This is a genomic window from Paenibacillus odorifer, assembly GCF_000758725.1.
In the GTDB taxonomy this organism is placed as follows: Bacteria; Bacillota; Bacilli; order Paenibacillales; family Paenibacillaceae; genus Paenibacillus_AQ; species Paenibacillus_AQ odorifer.
Window position 1 is genome coordinate 3,568,277 of sequence record NZ_CP009428.1, and the last position, 16,379, is coordinate 3,584,655.

The following is a 16,379-nucleotide window of genomic DNA, read 5'->3' on the forward strand; positions in this document are numbered from 1 at the left end:
CTATTGAGATTTCCATAGATACAGATTTTTTTATAAAGTATAAATTTATTAATTTCAAAGGGAGGAAATTTTGGAATGATACGATCGAAATGGATGCAAAAAGCTTTGTCGATAGTTACGGCAACAACGTTGGCATTCCCTGGTCTGTTCGGCTTGGCGCCTTCATCTGAAGTATCAGCTGCGGGAGGGGGCGAATCTTTTGACTCCGTTGTACTAGAATTGACACAAGCCGCAGGTCAGGCAGGCAGGGTAAATCTTTCCTATAAAGGTTCGCCTTTAAGCAGTCTGGTTAAAGGACCGGTTATTGACGAGGTAAGTTATGATTCCAGCAATTCGCATCTTTTAACTGTTAATAATCAGGGTAACATTACTTTATCTAACGGTTATACATTTGCGTCGCCAGGTGCCCCGGGCGTCCCGGTGACAATCACGGCCACGGCAGGTTATTACCCTGACTCAGAAGTGTTATTCATGGAGGACTTCGAGAACAACGATGGTCCGATGACATCTATGAGCAAATTAGGCTCGTCATTCACGCTGTCCGATGCACAGTCCCGCTCTGGATTGAAAGCGATTACACCATCGGATGATACGAATAATGAAAAGGTAGCCCAGGACGTGGCATTGCCGGCTGGCAGCAATTATAAGATGACGGCATGGTATTTTGACCCGTATCCTAATGAGGAGAAGACTGCGACGGATAGAACGCAATTTGCTATTGTAGATGGCAAAAATGCCACCTTTGCCGGGACATTCTATCAAAGTTCAGAGGCTGATGTTATTCATAACCCGACGAAATATACTTGGGCTTATGAACCATCATCAGCGGGTACAGCAGGCAACCGTTGGAAAGATAGCGGGGCTTTACGTTCCACAGGCTGGCATAAATTCGAGTGGCTTATTACACCGAATGGTGCGACGTTACAAATAGACGGAACATTAATATCCGATTCAGCGCAAAGTGATATTTACAAAGCTATGAAGAGCGGTACAACCATTCAGCCTAAAATAGCTGGAGGATGGAATAGCCAGTCAGGGAACAAAGCTTATATTAAAAATAAACATCTAATTGACGATTTTTATGTTGTAAAAGATGTGGATACAACAACAGGTACCAGAACATTAACAGTGAATTTGGTACCTCCCGGCGGATTGCCAAATTTAGAAATAATCACTCAGCCAACAAGGGCAGAAGTGAAACAAAGTGAGACAGCAACATTTAGCATTACGTCATCAGCCGCTACTACTGCTTATCAATGGTATGTATCTGATGACGAAACTGGCTTGAGCGGGACAAAAGTCAGCGGAGCTGATAAGGCAGTATTAACACTTTCCAATGTGGACGCAGCTTCACAACAAGGCAATTTTTATTATTGCGAAGTGTCCTCGGCAGAGGGAGTTGTGGTGAAATCCCATGCTGTACCGTTGTTGATAACCACCAATACGCAGGTAAATGCACCAATTAATCCAACGCTTGACTCGGATACGGGTATTTATAATGGCGCTTCCAATTACGGCGATACCCTTGTAACGCTGTTCAAAGACGGTGGACCTGTTGGTTATTATTTATCGAAAAATGGGGGGCCCGACCAGCCTAACAATCATGAAAGGCATCATGTTCTGCCCTATGCAAGGGCACTGGGAGTGGGCAACTACACTGTTACAGCTATTGTCATAAATAATGCGGGAGATATCAGTGAAGAAGTTGCAGTATCCGGAATATTGAAAATCGAGAAATTGCCTACACCGGCAAATGCCAGATGGAACGGCACATACGCTACATGGGATCGCGTCACTAACGCATCTGCCTATTCGGTTCAACTCTTCAGTAATGGAGTGGTTAATGGAAGCCCGATTGCAGCGACAAGCAATGATACGGCTTTGTCTCCGACTTTAAACGATACCTTTAAAGTAAAGGCAAACGGCAACGCAACGTCACGATTCTTGGACTCTGATGAATCAGGGGAGAGTGCACAATATTCAGCGAACATTGCGCTAATTCGCCAGAACGATACATTACGGGCAGGAGATAGAACGCGGTTAATGGTTGACACAGCTGATGTGTTCGTTGCTGATAACATCAGCTTCAGTCCGGCGGATCAAGACAAGAATAAGATTGAAGTTGATGATGCCGGATTCGTGACGGTTAAGAAAGGTTATATTCCGACAGGGAACGAAGAAGTTACTGTACATGTGAGCGTTGATTACTTCAATAAGGCTGACACTAAATTTTACGATGGATTTGAAGGGGAGAAGAAATTTTCAAATGGTGCGAACGGATATATTCACAGCGATGTGATGTCCCGTACCGGAGGAAAGGCCGCGACATCAAGCGGCGCCGGTCAGGTGGCGACTGTTCCAGGTACCTATAATTACGCCCCTGCAACCGGTAAGACAACAATCGTTACTGCTTGGTACTATGATGATGGCAGAGCGGCTTCCAATGACCACGCTGTCTTTGGCTTAACCCCATCGTCCAATGAACATATCGCAATAAATTATGGCAATGGAGATGGTGACTGGACGGCAAATCTGACCAATTACGCAGTCAGACCCGGTTCATCCGGGAGATTCTATCCTGTAGATGTCAAGCGAAGTGAAGGCTGGCATAAATTTCAATGGTTCGTTACATCAACAGGAACAACCTATAAAATTGACGGACAAGACATTCAAAGGCAAACAACAGCTGGCGGAAATTTTGATACCCTAGTTAAGAACAATATTTCCAAGATCGATGCATTGCAGCTTGCTACGAACTGGGGCAACAAGGCTGGAACGGTTAAGGATATACAGAACAGGCACTTTATCGATGACGTATATGTTATCGATAGTGGAATAACAGCCCAAACCGGAACATCTTCTATTACGCTAAAGCTTTTGCCCAAAGAGTATAGCCACTTGGAAGACAGCACATATGTTATGGGTCTGGACGACTATAATATCACCGTAAATCCTGATTTAGCAGATCTAGCTGGAGTGGAGATCGGCGCTGTAACACTGCAGCGGGATGTGGATTATACGGTTAGCGGTAATGTATTGAAAATTAACAAAGAATCATTCGCAAGAAATAATATCGTACCGGGGAAATATACCGTTAGACTTGATCTGTATCCTGCCGAAATCACATTCGAGTTGAACATTGTACCCCTTGAAGTCCGTGATTATTATTTCTCCAATAACGGTGACGATCATGCAGATGGACGCACACCGGCTACAGCATGGAAATCAATCTCCAAAATTAATGAATATGTATTTATGCCAGGTTCAACCATTTATCTGGATGCGAATAGCGTATGGAATGAACAAATCAGACTGCGTGGCAATGGTGAGGAAGGAAATCCGATTACGCTAACAAAATATAATACGACCGACCCTAACCAACGCCCGGTAATTAATGGTGGAGGAACAGCGTCGAGCCCATCTGGCATTTCCTTAAACGGTACCATTGAGTTATATGACGTTAACTATTGGATTGTCAGTGGAATTGAAGTAACGAACATCGGCAATGCGGCAGGTGACGGCCGTTCCGGTATCGCTGTAATGTCACGGATTTCCAAGCTGGGACAAGGACAGTTTAATATTCAAGATTATGCTGATGCTCGTATGCAAGGAATCGTCATTCGAGATAACTATGTTCATGATGTTAATGGGCTGCACCAAGCAAATGGAGCAAGTAAGGTATCCGGCGGCATCATTATTAATGGTTATGTAGATATATTGGTTGAAGGCAACAAAACCCTTCGTTGTGATAACGAAGGTATTCGCAATAATGCCTACGGGCCAAGCAATCCAGGGACTAATAACACAGGCATTACTTGGAGTAACTCAAGCTATCCTTGGGCATCCAACGCTGTGTTTAGAAACAACTGGGTTTCTAGTTCGGTTGGAGATGGCATTGTCATGTCCGGCGGGAACAACTCCCTTGTGGAACGAAATGTGGTCACAGACAACGGTTATAGCTATTTAAGCGATAAGAGCGGCAATCTGGTTACGAACTGGGGTCCAAATAATACAACACCAACATATCTAGGTTCGCAAAACTATGCAGCAGCGTGGATTATGGCAAGTAAAGGCACCATCTTCCGCTATAATGAAGCTGTGGATAACCCTTATCATGCAAGTAATGACGGTATGGCTTGGGACATTGACAACTATTGTCAGGACAATGTGTATGAATACAATTACAGCCGAAATAACTATGGTGGTTGGTACTTACAGATGAACGCTGCCAAGGGCAATATCGTTCGCTATAATATTAGCGTGAACGACGGCCGCAGCCCGGATTTTAACAAGAGTTTTAACAGTCTAATATTGCTTGCAGGAGGTTCTTCAACGAGCGAGGAATTAAGTGGCTTATACTATAACAATGTTATCGTCACACCATTGAAGAATAGCAGTTCGTTAGTATTTGACCCGACAGCCTCCAACTTGCACATTTATTTCCAAAATAATATATTTGCCTACACTGGGGCAAACAACCAGGTTGGTCTGAAAGGCGGGGGAACATCAGCTCCATTTGCAACCGGACGGTTTACAAACAACATTGTATATCCGGCTAATCTTTTTGGCAGTATGAACGCAGGTGGAGGCGGATATCTAGGTGCAGGCGTAACAGCAACAGACAACCGCTATGTAACGGAAGAGGAACTAAATTCTATATTAAATGATTATAAATCTGCGCCGGAACATTGGATTACCAACAGCGGAACAGTGGATGCCAAGCTTGATTACAGTGCGATGAACGGGTTCCGTCTTGCTGATGGTAATAACCTGGCCTATGGTGCAGGTGCCGAGATTGTAAGCCCATATGTGGATCGGGCGAACGCTCTGCCTCATATGACGGAGAGAACAGACTTCTTCGGCAATCCACTTAGCGGAAGAACGCCTTCCATCGGCGCGCACAACCCTTATGCGGTAACTTTTGATTCCAATGGTGGCAGCGAAGTTGCGATGAAGTTCGCTGATATGGGCGGGACAATTACCGAGCCAACAGCGCCAACAAAAGAAAAAACTGTTTTCGGCGGTTGGTATCAAGATACAGGATTAAACGATGCCTGGAATTTCGTTGCTGATCCTGTTACAAGGGATATTGGATTATATGCGAAATGGGTTGAAGACGCAGGTACGGCACCAACGATTACGACGAATTCGCTTGCGGATGGCAAGGTCGGACAACCTTATTCGGCAGTTCTTACGACTGAAGGCGATAAGCCTATCAAATGGGCCGTTGTAGAGGGACAATTACCATCAGGATTGAGCTTGGATGAAGGTGCAGGTGTTATCTCTGGTACACCGGATCAGTGGGGTCAATTTACGTTCAAAGTTCAAGCAAATAATGACGCAGGCAGTGACACAAAACCTTTCAATATAGTGATCACTGAAGATGTCTCAGTTGACACAGCTCCGGGGATTATCACTAAGAATTTGCCAAGCGGAAAAGTTGGACAACCGTATACGGTAACACTAGCGGTATATGGCAGCAAACCGATTACTTGGAAGGTCCAGGGAGGAGATTTGCCAGTAGATTTGAACCTAGATGAAGCAACAGGCGTTATCTCGGGTACGCCTCAAGAGACAGGATATTACGAATTCACGGTTGCAGCAACGAATGACTTTGGTATAGATGAGCGAGTATTGAGCATCGAGATTAAAGAGGATAAGCCAGTTGTTACAGCTCCGGAGATTATCACTAAGAATTTGCCAAACGGCAAAGTTGGACAACCGTATACGGTAACATTAGCAGTATACGGCGACGAACCGATTACTTGGACAGTAAGCGATAATTATTTACCTTTTGGGTTGAATTTAGAAGGAGCTACGGGTGTTATTTCAGGCGTGCCTACTGAAGCGGGAACTTACAAATTCAATATTACAGCTTCCAATCATGCTGGCATGGATACGATAGAGTTAACTATTGTAATTACTACAAATGACAGTGGTGGCAATAATGGCAATAACAATGGCGGCAATTCAAATGGCCACAGCAGTACGCCGACTCCTTCGCCAGAGTTATCAGTAGCGGAGCGTATTGATGCTACAATCAAAGAGAAGCTGAAGAAGGGCAATTCCATTGAATTGACGATGTCAGCCGGAAAAGATGAGCTTGAGATTCAAAGCGATACGATCGGTGCGATTATTAAAGCTGACAAACCGCTAATCGTTACGAATGACACCTTATCTGTTGAATTGTCCGCTGAATTGTTGAAGCAATTGAATACAGGAAAGCGGATGAAGGTTGTTATTAAACCTGTAGATGAAAGAGACGGAGCTATAGGGCGGGGATATGAATTGAAGATCTTCGCGGATGGCCGGGAAGTAACGGATTATACAGGGCTTATACCCGTAATCTTCGATCTGTCAAAAGAGAAGTTGTCGACAAACGATCTTAGCATGTTATGCGGTGTCATGCTTCGATTGAACGGTAATATGGAACGTTTAGGCGGCAACTATGACCATGAGACAGGTAAATTTACCTTCAAGGCAAAAGGACTAGGTTATATCTTCGTTACAGCCAAGCCTGAACCTGTGAAATTGGAATTCACTATAGGAAAGACAGGATATAAATTAAACGGAATCGAAATGAGTATGGACGTTGCTTCAATGGTAGTTAAAGGCAGAACGTTAGTCCCACTGCGCTTCGTTGCCGAGAGCTTAGGAGCAAATGTAAGCTGGGATAACGTTATGAAAACCGTAATGATTACCTTGAAAGGTCAGACTTTGTCGATTAAGATCAGTGAACTTGCACCAGGAATGGATGTAGCAGCTGAACTTGTAAACGGTCGTACTATGCTCCCATTACGTTTCATTGCTGAGTATTTTGGTGCAAATCTATTCTTCGATAATACTTCGAAATCTATTAGTATCATGAAGTAGTATTTCCTAAAATTAGCAGCTACGCTCGAAACCCTCTAACATGCACTGCTATGTTAGAGGGTTTTCTAGTGTGCGCCCGGCATGGACGATAACTTGGCGGTGAAAGTCCGCACGAACAATAAAATTGTCTTAACTGGAAACAATTCTTTAGATTGTGTTAATCTGTCTAATAGTGAACTCGATTTTGAGAGAGGGATGTTACTTGAAAAGAAACGTGTTATATATTGAAGACAATGAGAAGATAGGCAGTTGGGTAAAGGAAGAATTGGAACAACGAGGATTTTCAGTACAGTGGCTGCTTTCTGGTGAAGGAGCTGAAAAAGTAGTAAATCAGCATAAAATTGTTATTTTGGATATTATGTTACCCGGTTTAGATGGATTTACTGTGGGAAAACGATTAAAAAAGGCAGCTCCTGCTGTTCCTATTTTGCTGTTAACTGCTCGAACATCGATAGATGATAAGGTAGAAGGGTTACAATTTGCTGATGACTATTTAACGAAACCATTCCATACGGATGAATTAGTGGCAAGATTAGAAGTACTAATCCGTCGAGGTGGCGGAACACATCCCGAACGTATTTCTTTAGGGAGTTATATTGAAGTAGATCCAGAAGTCCAAATGGTATTTGACAAACACACAGGAGAAGAAATTATATTGACAGGGAAACAACATCATATTTTGATGTACTTCTTACGCCATCCTAATCAAGTTTTACCAAAAGAACAAATCTATGAAGCCATCTGGGAAGAAGCTTATATAACAGGTGATAAAACATTAATGGTACATATCCATCGACTGCGCCAAAAGCTGGAACGTCATCCAGACTCCCCAGAGATTATTGAAACGTTGAAGGGAATAGGCTATCGGGTGAAACTATGAAACAGACTAAATCATTATTTCGTCGTTTTCTAAAAGGACATTTTCTATTTATCTTTTCACCTCCGATCGTACTTATTTTCTTATCTGCGTTCATTGAGTCTCCTATTAATGGTGAAGAACTGAATGCGTTAAATCTATTTTACGTTGTACTACTTTTGTTTGGTTTTATTATTGTCGCATTTGTGGTAATCTCTTGGATTTTCTTCTTGAGACTTCGTAAACGTCTCACCCACTTACAGGAAGTCATGTCATTTTCCGCTAATCATAACTCATTTCCTAAACCAATATCTGTTCAAAGTGATCGTATGGATGAAATAGACCAGTTAGGCAGTTCTTTTAATTGGATGATTCAACAGCTTGAAGACAGTCGCAAGCGAGAACATGAAGAGGAATTGTTACGACATCGACTCATCGCGAATTTATCTCACGACTTACGAACACCGCTTACCATTTTGAGAGGACATGTCACCCGATTAAATAAAGAATCATTGAGTCTAGAAGGACAAAACTCATTATCAGAGATGAACCATACGATTACTAGAGTCGGAGATCTAATGGATGATTTACTTTCCTATACATTGCTTACATCAGGAAAACATCCTTTTGAGCCCATTTCAACAGATATTGGACGTTTAGTAAGAGCATCTGTTGCTGCGTGGTATCCTGTATTTGAAGAAAAAGAAATCCAGATCGAGGTTGATTTACCGACAGAGGCGACTTTTTATTGGGAAGTAGATCCTAAATGGATGACACGGGTTCTTGATAATTTATTTCAGAATATTCTTCGACATGCAGCAGAGGGGAAATATGTAAGCATTGGGGTTGATGTAGAAAAAGAACAGATCATTGTTGCAGACAGAGGTCCAGGTATGGATAACTCTTCCTATGAGCGTGGGGCGGGGATTGGTTTATCGACTTCAAATTATATGTTAAAAAAAATGAAACTGAAAGCTGACTTTACATCAAATGAAGATGGCACAAGAGTAGCTATTGGTAGAGAGAGCTTAACCTAAAGTTAACCCAGAAGTAAATAGCAGGATAACCGAGATGTAACTTTGCTTCTTTATAATTAGAACCATAACAGAAGGGAAGTGTTATGGTTGCTTACAATTAATAACTTAGTCAAACATCGCGGAACTGTGGAAATCTTATCAGGTATCAGTTTTAAAGCTAGACCTGGTAGAGTAACTGGTTTTTTAGGTCCAAATGGGGCAGGTAAAAGCTCTACGCTTCGTATCCTGCTTGGGTTAGATCGTGCCACCTCAGGGAGTGCCCTAATCAATGGAAAGCCATTCGCAGAACTACATAATCCTCTAGCAACAGTAGGTGCTGCACTTGATGGATTTGGAGCTCATCGTATGCGAACAGGACGGGCACACTTGCGTTGGATTGCTCGTGCCGCAGGATTGTCTAACTCACGTGTCGAGGAAGTTTTGGAAATAGTAGGTCTTACTAATGCCGCTGGAAAAAGAGTTGGGAAGTATTCTCTTGGTATGGGGAGAAGACTTGGAATTGCAGCTGCGCTGCTTGGTGATCCAAAAATATTGATTTTAGATGAGCCTGTAAACGGGCTCGACCCAGAAGGAATTCGTTGGATTCGGACATTTTTACGTGAACGTGCTAAGTCTGGAAATACGGTGTTATTATCCAGTCATCTAATGGGAGAGCTTGCAGAGACCGTTGATGATGTGGTGATTATTAAGCATGGAACCATCGTTGCAGATGGAACTTTGGAAGAAGTAATAGGTAACTATTCCACGCTGGAGGAAGCCTTTTTTGCCCTGACATCTGAAAATGCAGGTGATGTTGTATGAGGGCATTCAACGCGGAACTATCTAAATTGATCTCCCTGCCAGGCATTTGGCTAGCCTTACTTATTGGAGCATTTGCTCCGGCGGCCATTGCTGCTTTGGACAGCATAGCACAAAAAGAGGAGATTATAGCTGGAGTTAGCACACGGCTATCGGAAGTTGGCTATATCGGGTTAGCTCTTGGTGTGCAAGGTGTTATTATTCTTGGTGTGCTAGCTGTTAGCAGTGAGTATTTGACAGAGAGCAGTGAATCTGGTGGAGGACAACAGATTACAACGAGTTTAACTGTTGTTTCATCCCGAATTCATTTTTTGCTGGCAAAAGCAGGTGCTGTGACTGTGATCAGCATACTGCTTTGTATTGCTGCTATTATGACAACTGTGTCAGCAACGCATCTTATTCTTGGTGAATATGCCCCTGCATTTGAATGGTCCAGACTTATCGGTGCAGTTTGTTACTGGACATTTACTGCTCTTCTAGCACTTGGGATTACTTTTCTAACTAAGAATGGCATCATCCCGCTTGCTGTGCTCATAATAAATTCATCCGTTGTATCATTTAGTGTCCTGTTGTATAGGGTTACAAAGTTGGCGTTTTACTTACCAGATAGGGCTGGCGCTGAAATGTTTATGTTTACGGACAACACGTCCACAGGCAGTTTATTCGACGGGTTTCACACCCCCTTCACAGGCGGTTTAGTCATGTTTGCCTGGGTAGTCGTTGTTTTCATTGTTGCAGCTATTGTATTCCATAGGAGGGACGTTGCAGCATGAGTGTCTCATCTAGTAGAAAGATAACACAAATCCTTGGTGCTGAACTGGATAAATTAGTTACATTACCATTGATAGGGCTCACTCTTATGGTTACATTCATACTTAATTTAGGTTTAGCCGCAGCTTTTACTTCTGTTGATCTACAAGAGGCAGCAGGAACGCAAAATATACTGAATACAGGACTTTCTTCTATGGGATATCTTCAAGCAGGGTTTATTATTCTTGGTATATTAACTACTTGTTCGGAGTATACAGGGGGACAGATTCGAACTACTTTAACTACGATACCTTGGCGAGGGTTTCAATTATCCACGAAGTATTTGGCCTTGGCCATTATAACCATTCCTGCGGCGTCTATTACTACTGCATCAGGTGTGCTATATACCTTTATCATGATGAAAGACACAGCAGTAGTGATTGAAATAGACGAAATGATAAAATCATTAGCAGGTGCAACAGGCTATCTAACTTTAACCACACTTCTCAGTGCAGCTATAGGTGCTTTATTAAGACGAACTACTCCTGCTTTAGTGGTACTGCTTGGCTATTACTTCATTGTCAGTCCATTGTCGAAAGATTTTCTACACAATACTAAATATTTTTTTCCAGATACAGCAGGTTATTATATGTTTATGCCGCCTTCCTCCGATGAAATAAATGTCCTTACACCAATGGAAGGGACAGGTATTTCCATGTTATGGACACTGGTCTTTATTACAGCAGCCATTGTATTTTACCGTAAACGAGATGCCTAACTCTGAACTAGCTGATATGATCATTTAACTAGATCAATATGCAACAAACATTAATGTTTGAATAAAAGATGTTTTTGAGCAATTCAATGAATAAGTATTTCATCTAAGAACGGACACCAATATGAGTGTCCGTTTATTTTATAAATCAAAAGAATAGTCTGGATTAATGACATTGCCTAGGAGTTTTAATAATAGAAAATAAACGTACAAATATCGCAAAGAATCATGAGCGAAAGTTCTGCTCACTTTTTTCTGGACTGATCAGTTCAGATATGTTATATTTCAATGACGGGAGGTGTTACTTATCGCTAGGACAAAAGAATTTAACAAAGATCAAGCGCTGCATCAAGCCATGCTGTTGTTTTGGAAAAAAGGATACGAAGCGGCTAGCATACCAGATTTACTAGAAGTGATGGGCATTAGCAGATCCAGCCTTTACGATACGTTTTCCGACAAGCAAACCTTGTATACAGATGCCCTTGAGCATTATAAAAAGGGGAATTTCAATAAGCAGGCTATTCTTGAACAGGCATCAAGCGTTAGAGATGGAATTCTTCAATTTTTTGAGTATCACATTGCTTCAGCATACGATACCAGCCTGCCGGGCGGATGTTTTGTTACGAATGTAGCTACAACATTGGAGTCGCCAGATGAAAAAATTAATGAGTTGATAAAGACTAGTTTTTTGGAATTAGAGCAAGCTTTTTGTGACCTTTTAGAAAAGGGCCAGCAACGGGGAGAAATTGATAAAACGACTGATATCAAAGTGTTATCTTATTTATTGCTGAATTTACATCAAAGCATAAATATTATGGCCAAAGCAGATCAGCACCCGGAACGTGCAAAAGAGATGATTAGCTTTGTAATTGCAGGAATCTAATTTTTTTTAATTATTTTGGAACGATCGTTCCGTCATCATGTTTCCCATATTATGAAGGTGATAATTGAAGAGTATATGTTAGACTATATTTTTTTTGATTATTTCGGAACAATCATTCCGTTATTCAGAATTCCATCAAAATAAGGAGAGGTGTCTAATGAAAGTATCGTTTATTGGGCTTGGAAATATGGGGCTCCCAATGGCCCAAAATCTATTGAAAGCGGGTTATGAATTAGTCATCTTTAATCGGACCCCTGAAAAAGTTGAACCCTTAATGAAACAGGGAGCACGATATGCCAAAACACCGCTAGAGGCAGTGAAAGAAAGCAATCTTGTAATTACCATGCTTTCTGATGATGCTGCTTTGAAGGAGGTCGTCGAGGGACCGAATGGTGTACTGAATGGATTATCGGAAAATGGAATTCACATCTCTGCCAGTACAATCAGCGTAGATCTGGCTCGAAAATTATCCGTCTCGCATGCGGAGCGAAAGCAACACTTTGTGTCTGCCACGGTGATGGGGCGCCCAGATGCCGCTAAAGAAGCTAAATTGCGTATTATTTTAGCTGGTCCGGAACAAGCAAGACAACGGGTACTTCCCGTTTTAACAGCAATGAGTCAAGAGATAGTAGAGATTGGGGATCACGGCGAAGAAGGGAACGTTGTAAAAATTGGCGTTAACTTTCTAATTGCTTCAATGCTGGAAGCTTTGTCGGAAGTGCAGCTAATGGTAGAAAAGCACGGTATTGATTCGTCCCAATTTATGAATGTTGTAAATGCTCTTTTTCAGTCTCCAATATATCAGAACTATGGAGCGATCATGAGCGAACAGCGCTTTGAACCGGCCGGTTTTAAAATGAAGCTTGGGTTAAAAGATGTTGCATTGGCTATTGAGGCAGCGAAGTCCGTTCAAACTCCTCTACCTTTAGGTCAGCTTATCCACCATCACTTGTCTGAAGGAATTGCCAATGGTTATGGTGAGTTGGATTGGACGGCTTTAATCCGTTGTCTTGAGCATTCTTCTTAAGAAATTGGGTTGTCACCGATGATGTCGGACAAATTGCAAGAGAAAATATAAGGAGAGATTAACTATGGAAATAGGTGTTACTTCGTTCATAGAAACAAAGCCAGATACTGAGACCGGAGTTGTGATGAGTCACGCACAACGATTACGTGAAGTCGTCGAAGAAATCGTCCTTGCGGATCAGGTAGGACTAGATGTGTTTGGCATAGGTGAACATCATCGTGAAGATTATGCAGCTTCATCACCAGCAGTGGTGTTATCTGCTGCGGCCCCCCTAACAAAGCGGATTCGATTGACGAGTGCTGTGACGGTCCTTTCATCAGCTGATCCTGTCCGTGTGTTTCAGGATTTTGCCACGCTGGACGGCTTATCCAATGGACGTGCCGAGATTATAGCGGGCCGGGGTTCCTTTGTTGAATCTTTTCCGCTTTTTGGTTATGACCTGCATGACTATGAGGATTTATTTAATGAAAACATTGAGCTGCTTCTGAAAATACGGGAATCTGAGAAAGTAACATGGAGTGGAGGACATCGATCAGCGATAAATAATCTGGGTGTATACCCGCGCCCTGTTCAGCACTCTTTACCCGTATGGATTGGTAGCGGCGGTACTCAGGAGTCTGCCGTACGTGCAGGACTTCTGGGTCTGCCATTAGTCCTGGCGATTATCGGTGGAAACCCAACCAATTTTGCGCCGCTTGTACAACTGTATAAAAAGGCGGCAGCTCATGCCGGACATGATGTTTCGCGGCTTCAGGTAGGTTCACATTCCATTGGATTTGTTGCAGAAGATACGGAACAGGCGGCAGAACTCTTTTTTCCGTCTACCCAGTACGGTATGAATAAGCTCGGTAAAGAACGGGGGTGGGCGTACTATGATCGTTCCAGCTATGATGCTGCCCGACGCTTTGATGGTGCGCTGTATGTAGGGGATCCGGAAACAGTCGCCCAAAAAATTATCCATCTGCGTAAGCATGTAGGGATTACACGATTCATGATGTATGTTCCCTTAAGTACGATGCCGCATGAGTTGGTTATGCGGGCTATAGAACTGCTCGGTACAGAGGTTGCGCCGCGAGTACGAGAGGAAATTGCCAAGTGGGAAGCTCAAATGGGATAAGGATTATCTATGAATAAAACGTAAACGAACGAATTCATTATTTTATTTGGAGGGATTATCATGAGTAATGAAACACGTATACTACCAGAATTAAGAGAGGTTTATTCACAATTTCCTGGGTTTGAATTGGAGAAGAATTTAGAGTGGAGCAGGAGCTTAGTGTCAGCTGCATCCGTGAAAGGATCAGAGCATGTAAACACAACCAGTCGTAAAATCCCGAGGGATGGAGGCGAGATGCTGGTGAAAATTTATGAACCTGCCGGGCGAACGAATGACTTGTTACCTGCCATGCTATGGATTCACGGGGGCGGATACGTGTTAGGACATCCGGATATGGACGACGAATTATGCGAACGTTTTGTTCAGACAGCTGAATGTATTGTCGTATCGGTTGATTATAGGCTTGCTCCCGAGCATCCTTATCCGGCGGCGATCGAAGATTGTTATGCTGGATTGGTATGGATGACGGAGGAGGCAGCCTTGCTTGGCATTGATGTGAATCGGGTTGCAATTGCCGGTGCTAGCGGTGGCGGCGGACTGACAGCAGCGCTCGCGCTGATGGCGCGTGATAAAGGAGGACCCTCTCTTATTTTCCAAATGCCATTATATCCGATGCTTGACAACCGTAACATCACACCGTCCAGTCATGAGATCACAGAAGCAGGCGCAATCTGGAACCGAACAGACAACATAGCAGCTTGGAACATGTACCTGGGCGAGGAGAGCGTTGGCAGAGGAGAATCTACTTATGCAGTACCCTCGAGAGCGGAGAACTTGGCAGGTTTGCCGCCAGCCTATACTTGTATAGGTCAGCTCGATCTATTCCGAGACGAGACAATGGAGTATGTGGCACGACTTGCACAAGCAGGTGTAGATGTTGAATTCCACCTGTATCCTGGTTGTTTTCACCTTTTCGAAATTTTCGCTCCAGAAACAGAAGTGAGTCAGCGCGCTGTTCAGGGCTATATGGATGCGATGGCCCGGGCACTTCACCCTAACTAATTACTGGGACTAAAGTAAATTGCGAATACGCAGAAAAACTTGATTGGTTATTTAAGTAGAGACACGTAATTATTCGGGAAAGATTCATAAAAAAGATGAGGTTGTTGATTTTTAAAAACAGCCTCATCTTTTGTTATGTATTGATTTCAAAATAGGCTTAGATTACTATCGTATTGTTCATTGGAAGCTTATTTTTTCAATTTTTATTTAGATGATGCAAAACAGTTTAAATATTGATAGGGTAGGCTTATATATTTGTAGGCAACTTGATCCAAATTATATCTAGTGATAAGGAGAATACAACATGTGGGATAAAATTAAGGGTGGGCTTTACGGCTTATTGATTGGAGATGCTCTTGGTGTCCCCTATGAATTCAGATCAGCGGAGCAGCTCCCACCTCTGAAGCATATTGAGTTTACTCCTCCTGTGGGCTTTCAGCCCACCTACCGAGATGTCCCTGCAGGCACCTGGTCGGATGATGGTGCGCAGGCACTATGTCTGCTGGAGAGTCTGATCGATAAAGGTACACTGGAGCTAACTGATTTTGCAGACAAATTGGTCGATTGGTATCACGAAGGTAGATGGGCAGTAGCCCAACAAGTTTTTGATATTGGGATACAAACCAGTCGTACGCTGACTACTTATTACCATGGAATGTCCCCTTACGAGAGTGGCAATACGGTTCCTGATGGGAAAGGGAATGGAGCGCTGATGCGCGTGCTACCACTTGCCTTGTGGCATAAAGGAACAGACGAGCAGCTCGTTCAAAACGCACATACTCAATGCCTTGTAACTCATGGACATATCTGTAATCAGGTATGTTGTGCCTTGTATGTGTTAATTGCACGTGAACTGTTGCAAAAGCAAGACTTCAATCTGTGCTACCGAACTGCTCTTAGCAAGCTTCGAAAGATCTACCAGCAGATGCCTGAGCATGAACGGGAGCTTGAAGAGAACATTCAGCCTGATAAAGTATTCTATGGCGAAGGATCTGGTTATGTCGTGGATTCCTTGTTCAGTGCATGTATGATCCTCCAAACCTGCACTTCCTACGAAAATGCCGTCAAACGAGCAGTTGCCTTAGGCAACGACACGGATACAACGGCCTGTATCACAGGCGGTCTTGCCGGAATCCGATATGGCTATGAGCATATCCCTCAGCGCTGGATCAACCAGCTGCGAGAGACAGATCTGGTTGATCAACTGCTGCTCCGTCTTCAATCTGCATGAGGAGTACTAAGTTCTATTAGCATTAACTAT

Annotated in this window: 11 protein-coding genes; all 11 read left to right on the plus strand. The window is 43.0% G+C overall.

Annotation, left to right across the window (positions count from 1 at the left end; translation table 11 throughout):
• The first annotated feature begins 75 nt into the window (after positions 1 to 75).
• The 11 genes from PODO_RS15420 (at position 76) to PODO_RS15470 (ending at position 16,349) form a co-directional block, all read left to right on the plus strand.
• A complete protein-coding gene (locus tag PODO_RS15420; protein WP_038571317.1) occupies positions 76 to 6,873 on the plus strand; it encodes a stalk domain-containing protein in 6,798 nt (2,265 codons plus the stop codon).
• Positions 6,874 to 7,075: 202 nt separating this feature from the next.
• Positions 7,076 to 7,753: a response regulator transcription factor gene (locus tag PODO_RS15425; protein WP_038571318.1), complete on the plus strand. Its 678-nt coding sequence runs from the start codon at positions 7,076 to 7,078 to the stop codon at positions 7,751 to 7,753.
• A complete protein-coding gene (locus PODO_RS15430) occupies positions 7,750 to 8,766 on the plus strand; it encodes a sensor histidine kinase (protein ID WP_038571320.1) in 1,017 nt (338 codons plus the stop codon). The genes PODO_RS15425 and PODO_RS15430 overlap by 4 nt, the downstream gene beginning before the upstream one ends.
• A gap of 78 nt (positions 8,767 to 8,844) precedes the next feature.
• Positions 8,845 to 9,567, plus strand: coding sequence for an ABC transporter ATP-binding protein (locus PODO_RS15435; protein WP_425311652.1), 723 nt, complete (start codon positions 8,845 to 8,847; stop codon positions 9,565 to 9,567).
• Positions 9,564 to 10,337 (plus strand): ABC transporter permease, encoded by a 774-nt coding sequence (locus PODO_RS15440; RefSeq protein ID WP_036677043.1) that lies wholly within the window; start codon positions 9,564 to 9,566, stop codon positions 10,335 to 10,337. Before PODO_RS15435 ends, PODO_RS15440 begins: the two co-directional genes overlap by 4 nt.
• A complete protein-coding gene (locus tag PODO_RS15445; RefSeq protein WP_036677041.1) occupies positions 10,334 to 11,092 on the plus strand; it encodes an ABC transporter permease in 759 nt (252 codons plus the stop codon). Before PODO_RS15440 ends, PODO_RS15445 begins: the two co-directional genes overlap by 4 nt.
• Before the next feature lie 295 nt (positions 11,093 to 11,387).
• A complete protein-coding gene (locus PODO_RS15450; RefSeq protein ID WP_232061372.1) occupies positions 11,388 to 11,972 on the plus strand; it encodes a TetR/AcrR family transcriptional regulator in 585 nt (194 codons plus the stop codon).
• Positions 11,973 to 12,129: 157 nt separating this feature from the next.
• The gene (locus tag PODO_RS15455; RefSeq protein ID WP_036677038.1) at positions 12,130 to 12,999 is read left to right on the plus strand and encodes an NAD(P)-dependent oxidoreductase; all 870 of its coding nucleotides are present in this window, start codon (positions 12,130 to 12,132) and stop codon (positions 12,997 to 12,999) included.
• A gap of 64 nt (positions 13,000 to 13,063) precedes the next feature.
• Positions 13,064 to 14,116 carry an LLM class flavin-dependent oxidoreductase gene (locus PODO_RS15460; protein WP_036677037.1) on the plus strand — a complete coding sequence of 351 codons (1,053 nt, stop codon included), beginning with the start codon at positions 13,064 to 13,066 and terminating at the stop codon, positions 14,114 to 14,116.
• 60 nt (positions 14,117 to 14,176) lie between these two features.
• Positions 14,177 to 15,118 (plus strand): alpha/beta hydrolase, encoded by a 942-nt coding sequence (locus tag PODO_RS15465; protein ID WP_036677034.1) that lies wholly within the window; start codon positions 14,177 to 14,179, stop codon positions 15,116 to 15,118.
• A gap of 304 nt (positions 15,119 to 15,422) precedes the next feature.
• Positions 15,423 to 16,349 (plus strand): ADP-ribosylglycohydrolase family protein, encoded by a 927-nt coding sequence (locus PODO_RS15470; protein ID WP_036677031.1) that lies wholly within the window; start codon positions 15,423 to 15,425, stop codon positions 16,347 to 16,349.
• Positions 16,350 to 16,379 lie beyond the last annotated feature (30 nt).

Coding starts and splice junctions, on each gene's coding strand:
- PODO_RS15440 (WP_036677043.1), top strand. CDS start 9,564: ATGAGGGCATTCAACGCGGAACTATCTAAATTGATCTCCCTGCCAGGC.
- PODO_RS15460 (WP_036677037.1), top strand. CDS start 13,064: ATGGAAATAGGTGTTACTTCGTTCATAGAAACAAAGCCAGATACTGAG.
- PODO_RS15470 (WP_036677031.1), top strand. CDS start 15,423: ATGTGGGATAAAATTAAGGGTGGGCTTTACGGCTTATTGATTGGAGAT.
- PODO_RS15420 (WP_038571317.1), top strand. CDS start 76: ATGATACGATCGAAATGGATGCAAAAAGCTTTGTCGATAGTTACGGCA.
- PODO_RS15465 (WP_036677034.1), top strand. CDS start 14,177: ATGAGTAATGAAACACGTATACTACCAGAATTAAGAGAGGTTTATTCA.
- PODO_RS15430 (WP_038571320.1), top strand. CDS start 7,750: ATGAAACAGACTAAATCATTATTTCGTCGTTTTCTAAAAGGACATTTT.
- PODO_RS15455 (WP_036677038.1), top strand. CDS start 12,130: ATGAAAGTATCGTTTATTGGGCTTGGAAATATGGGGCTCCCAATGGCC.
- PODO_RS15445 (WP_036677041.1), top strand. CDS start 10,334: ATGAGTGTCTCATCTAGTAGAAAGATAACACAAATCCTTGGTGCTGAA.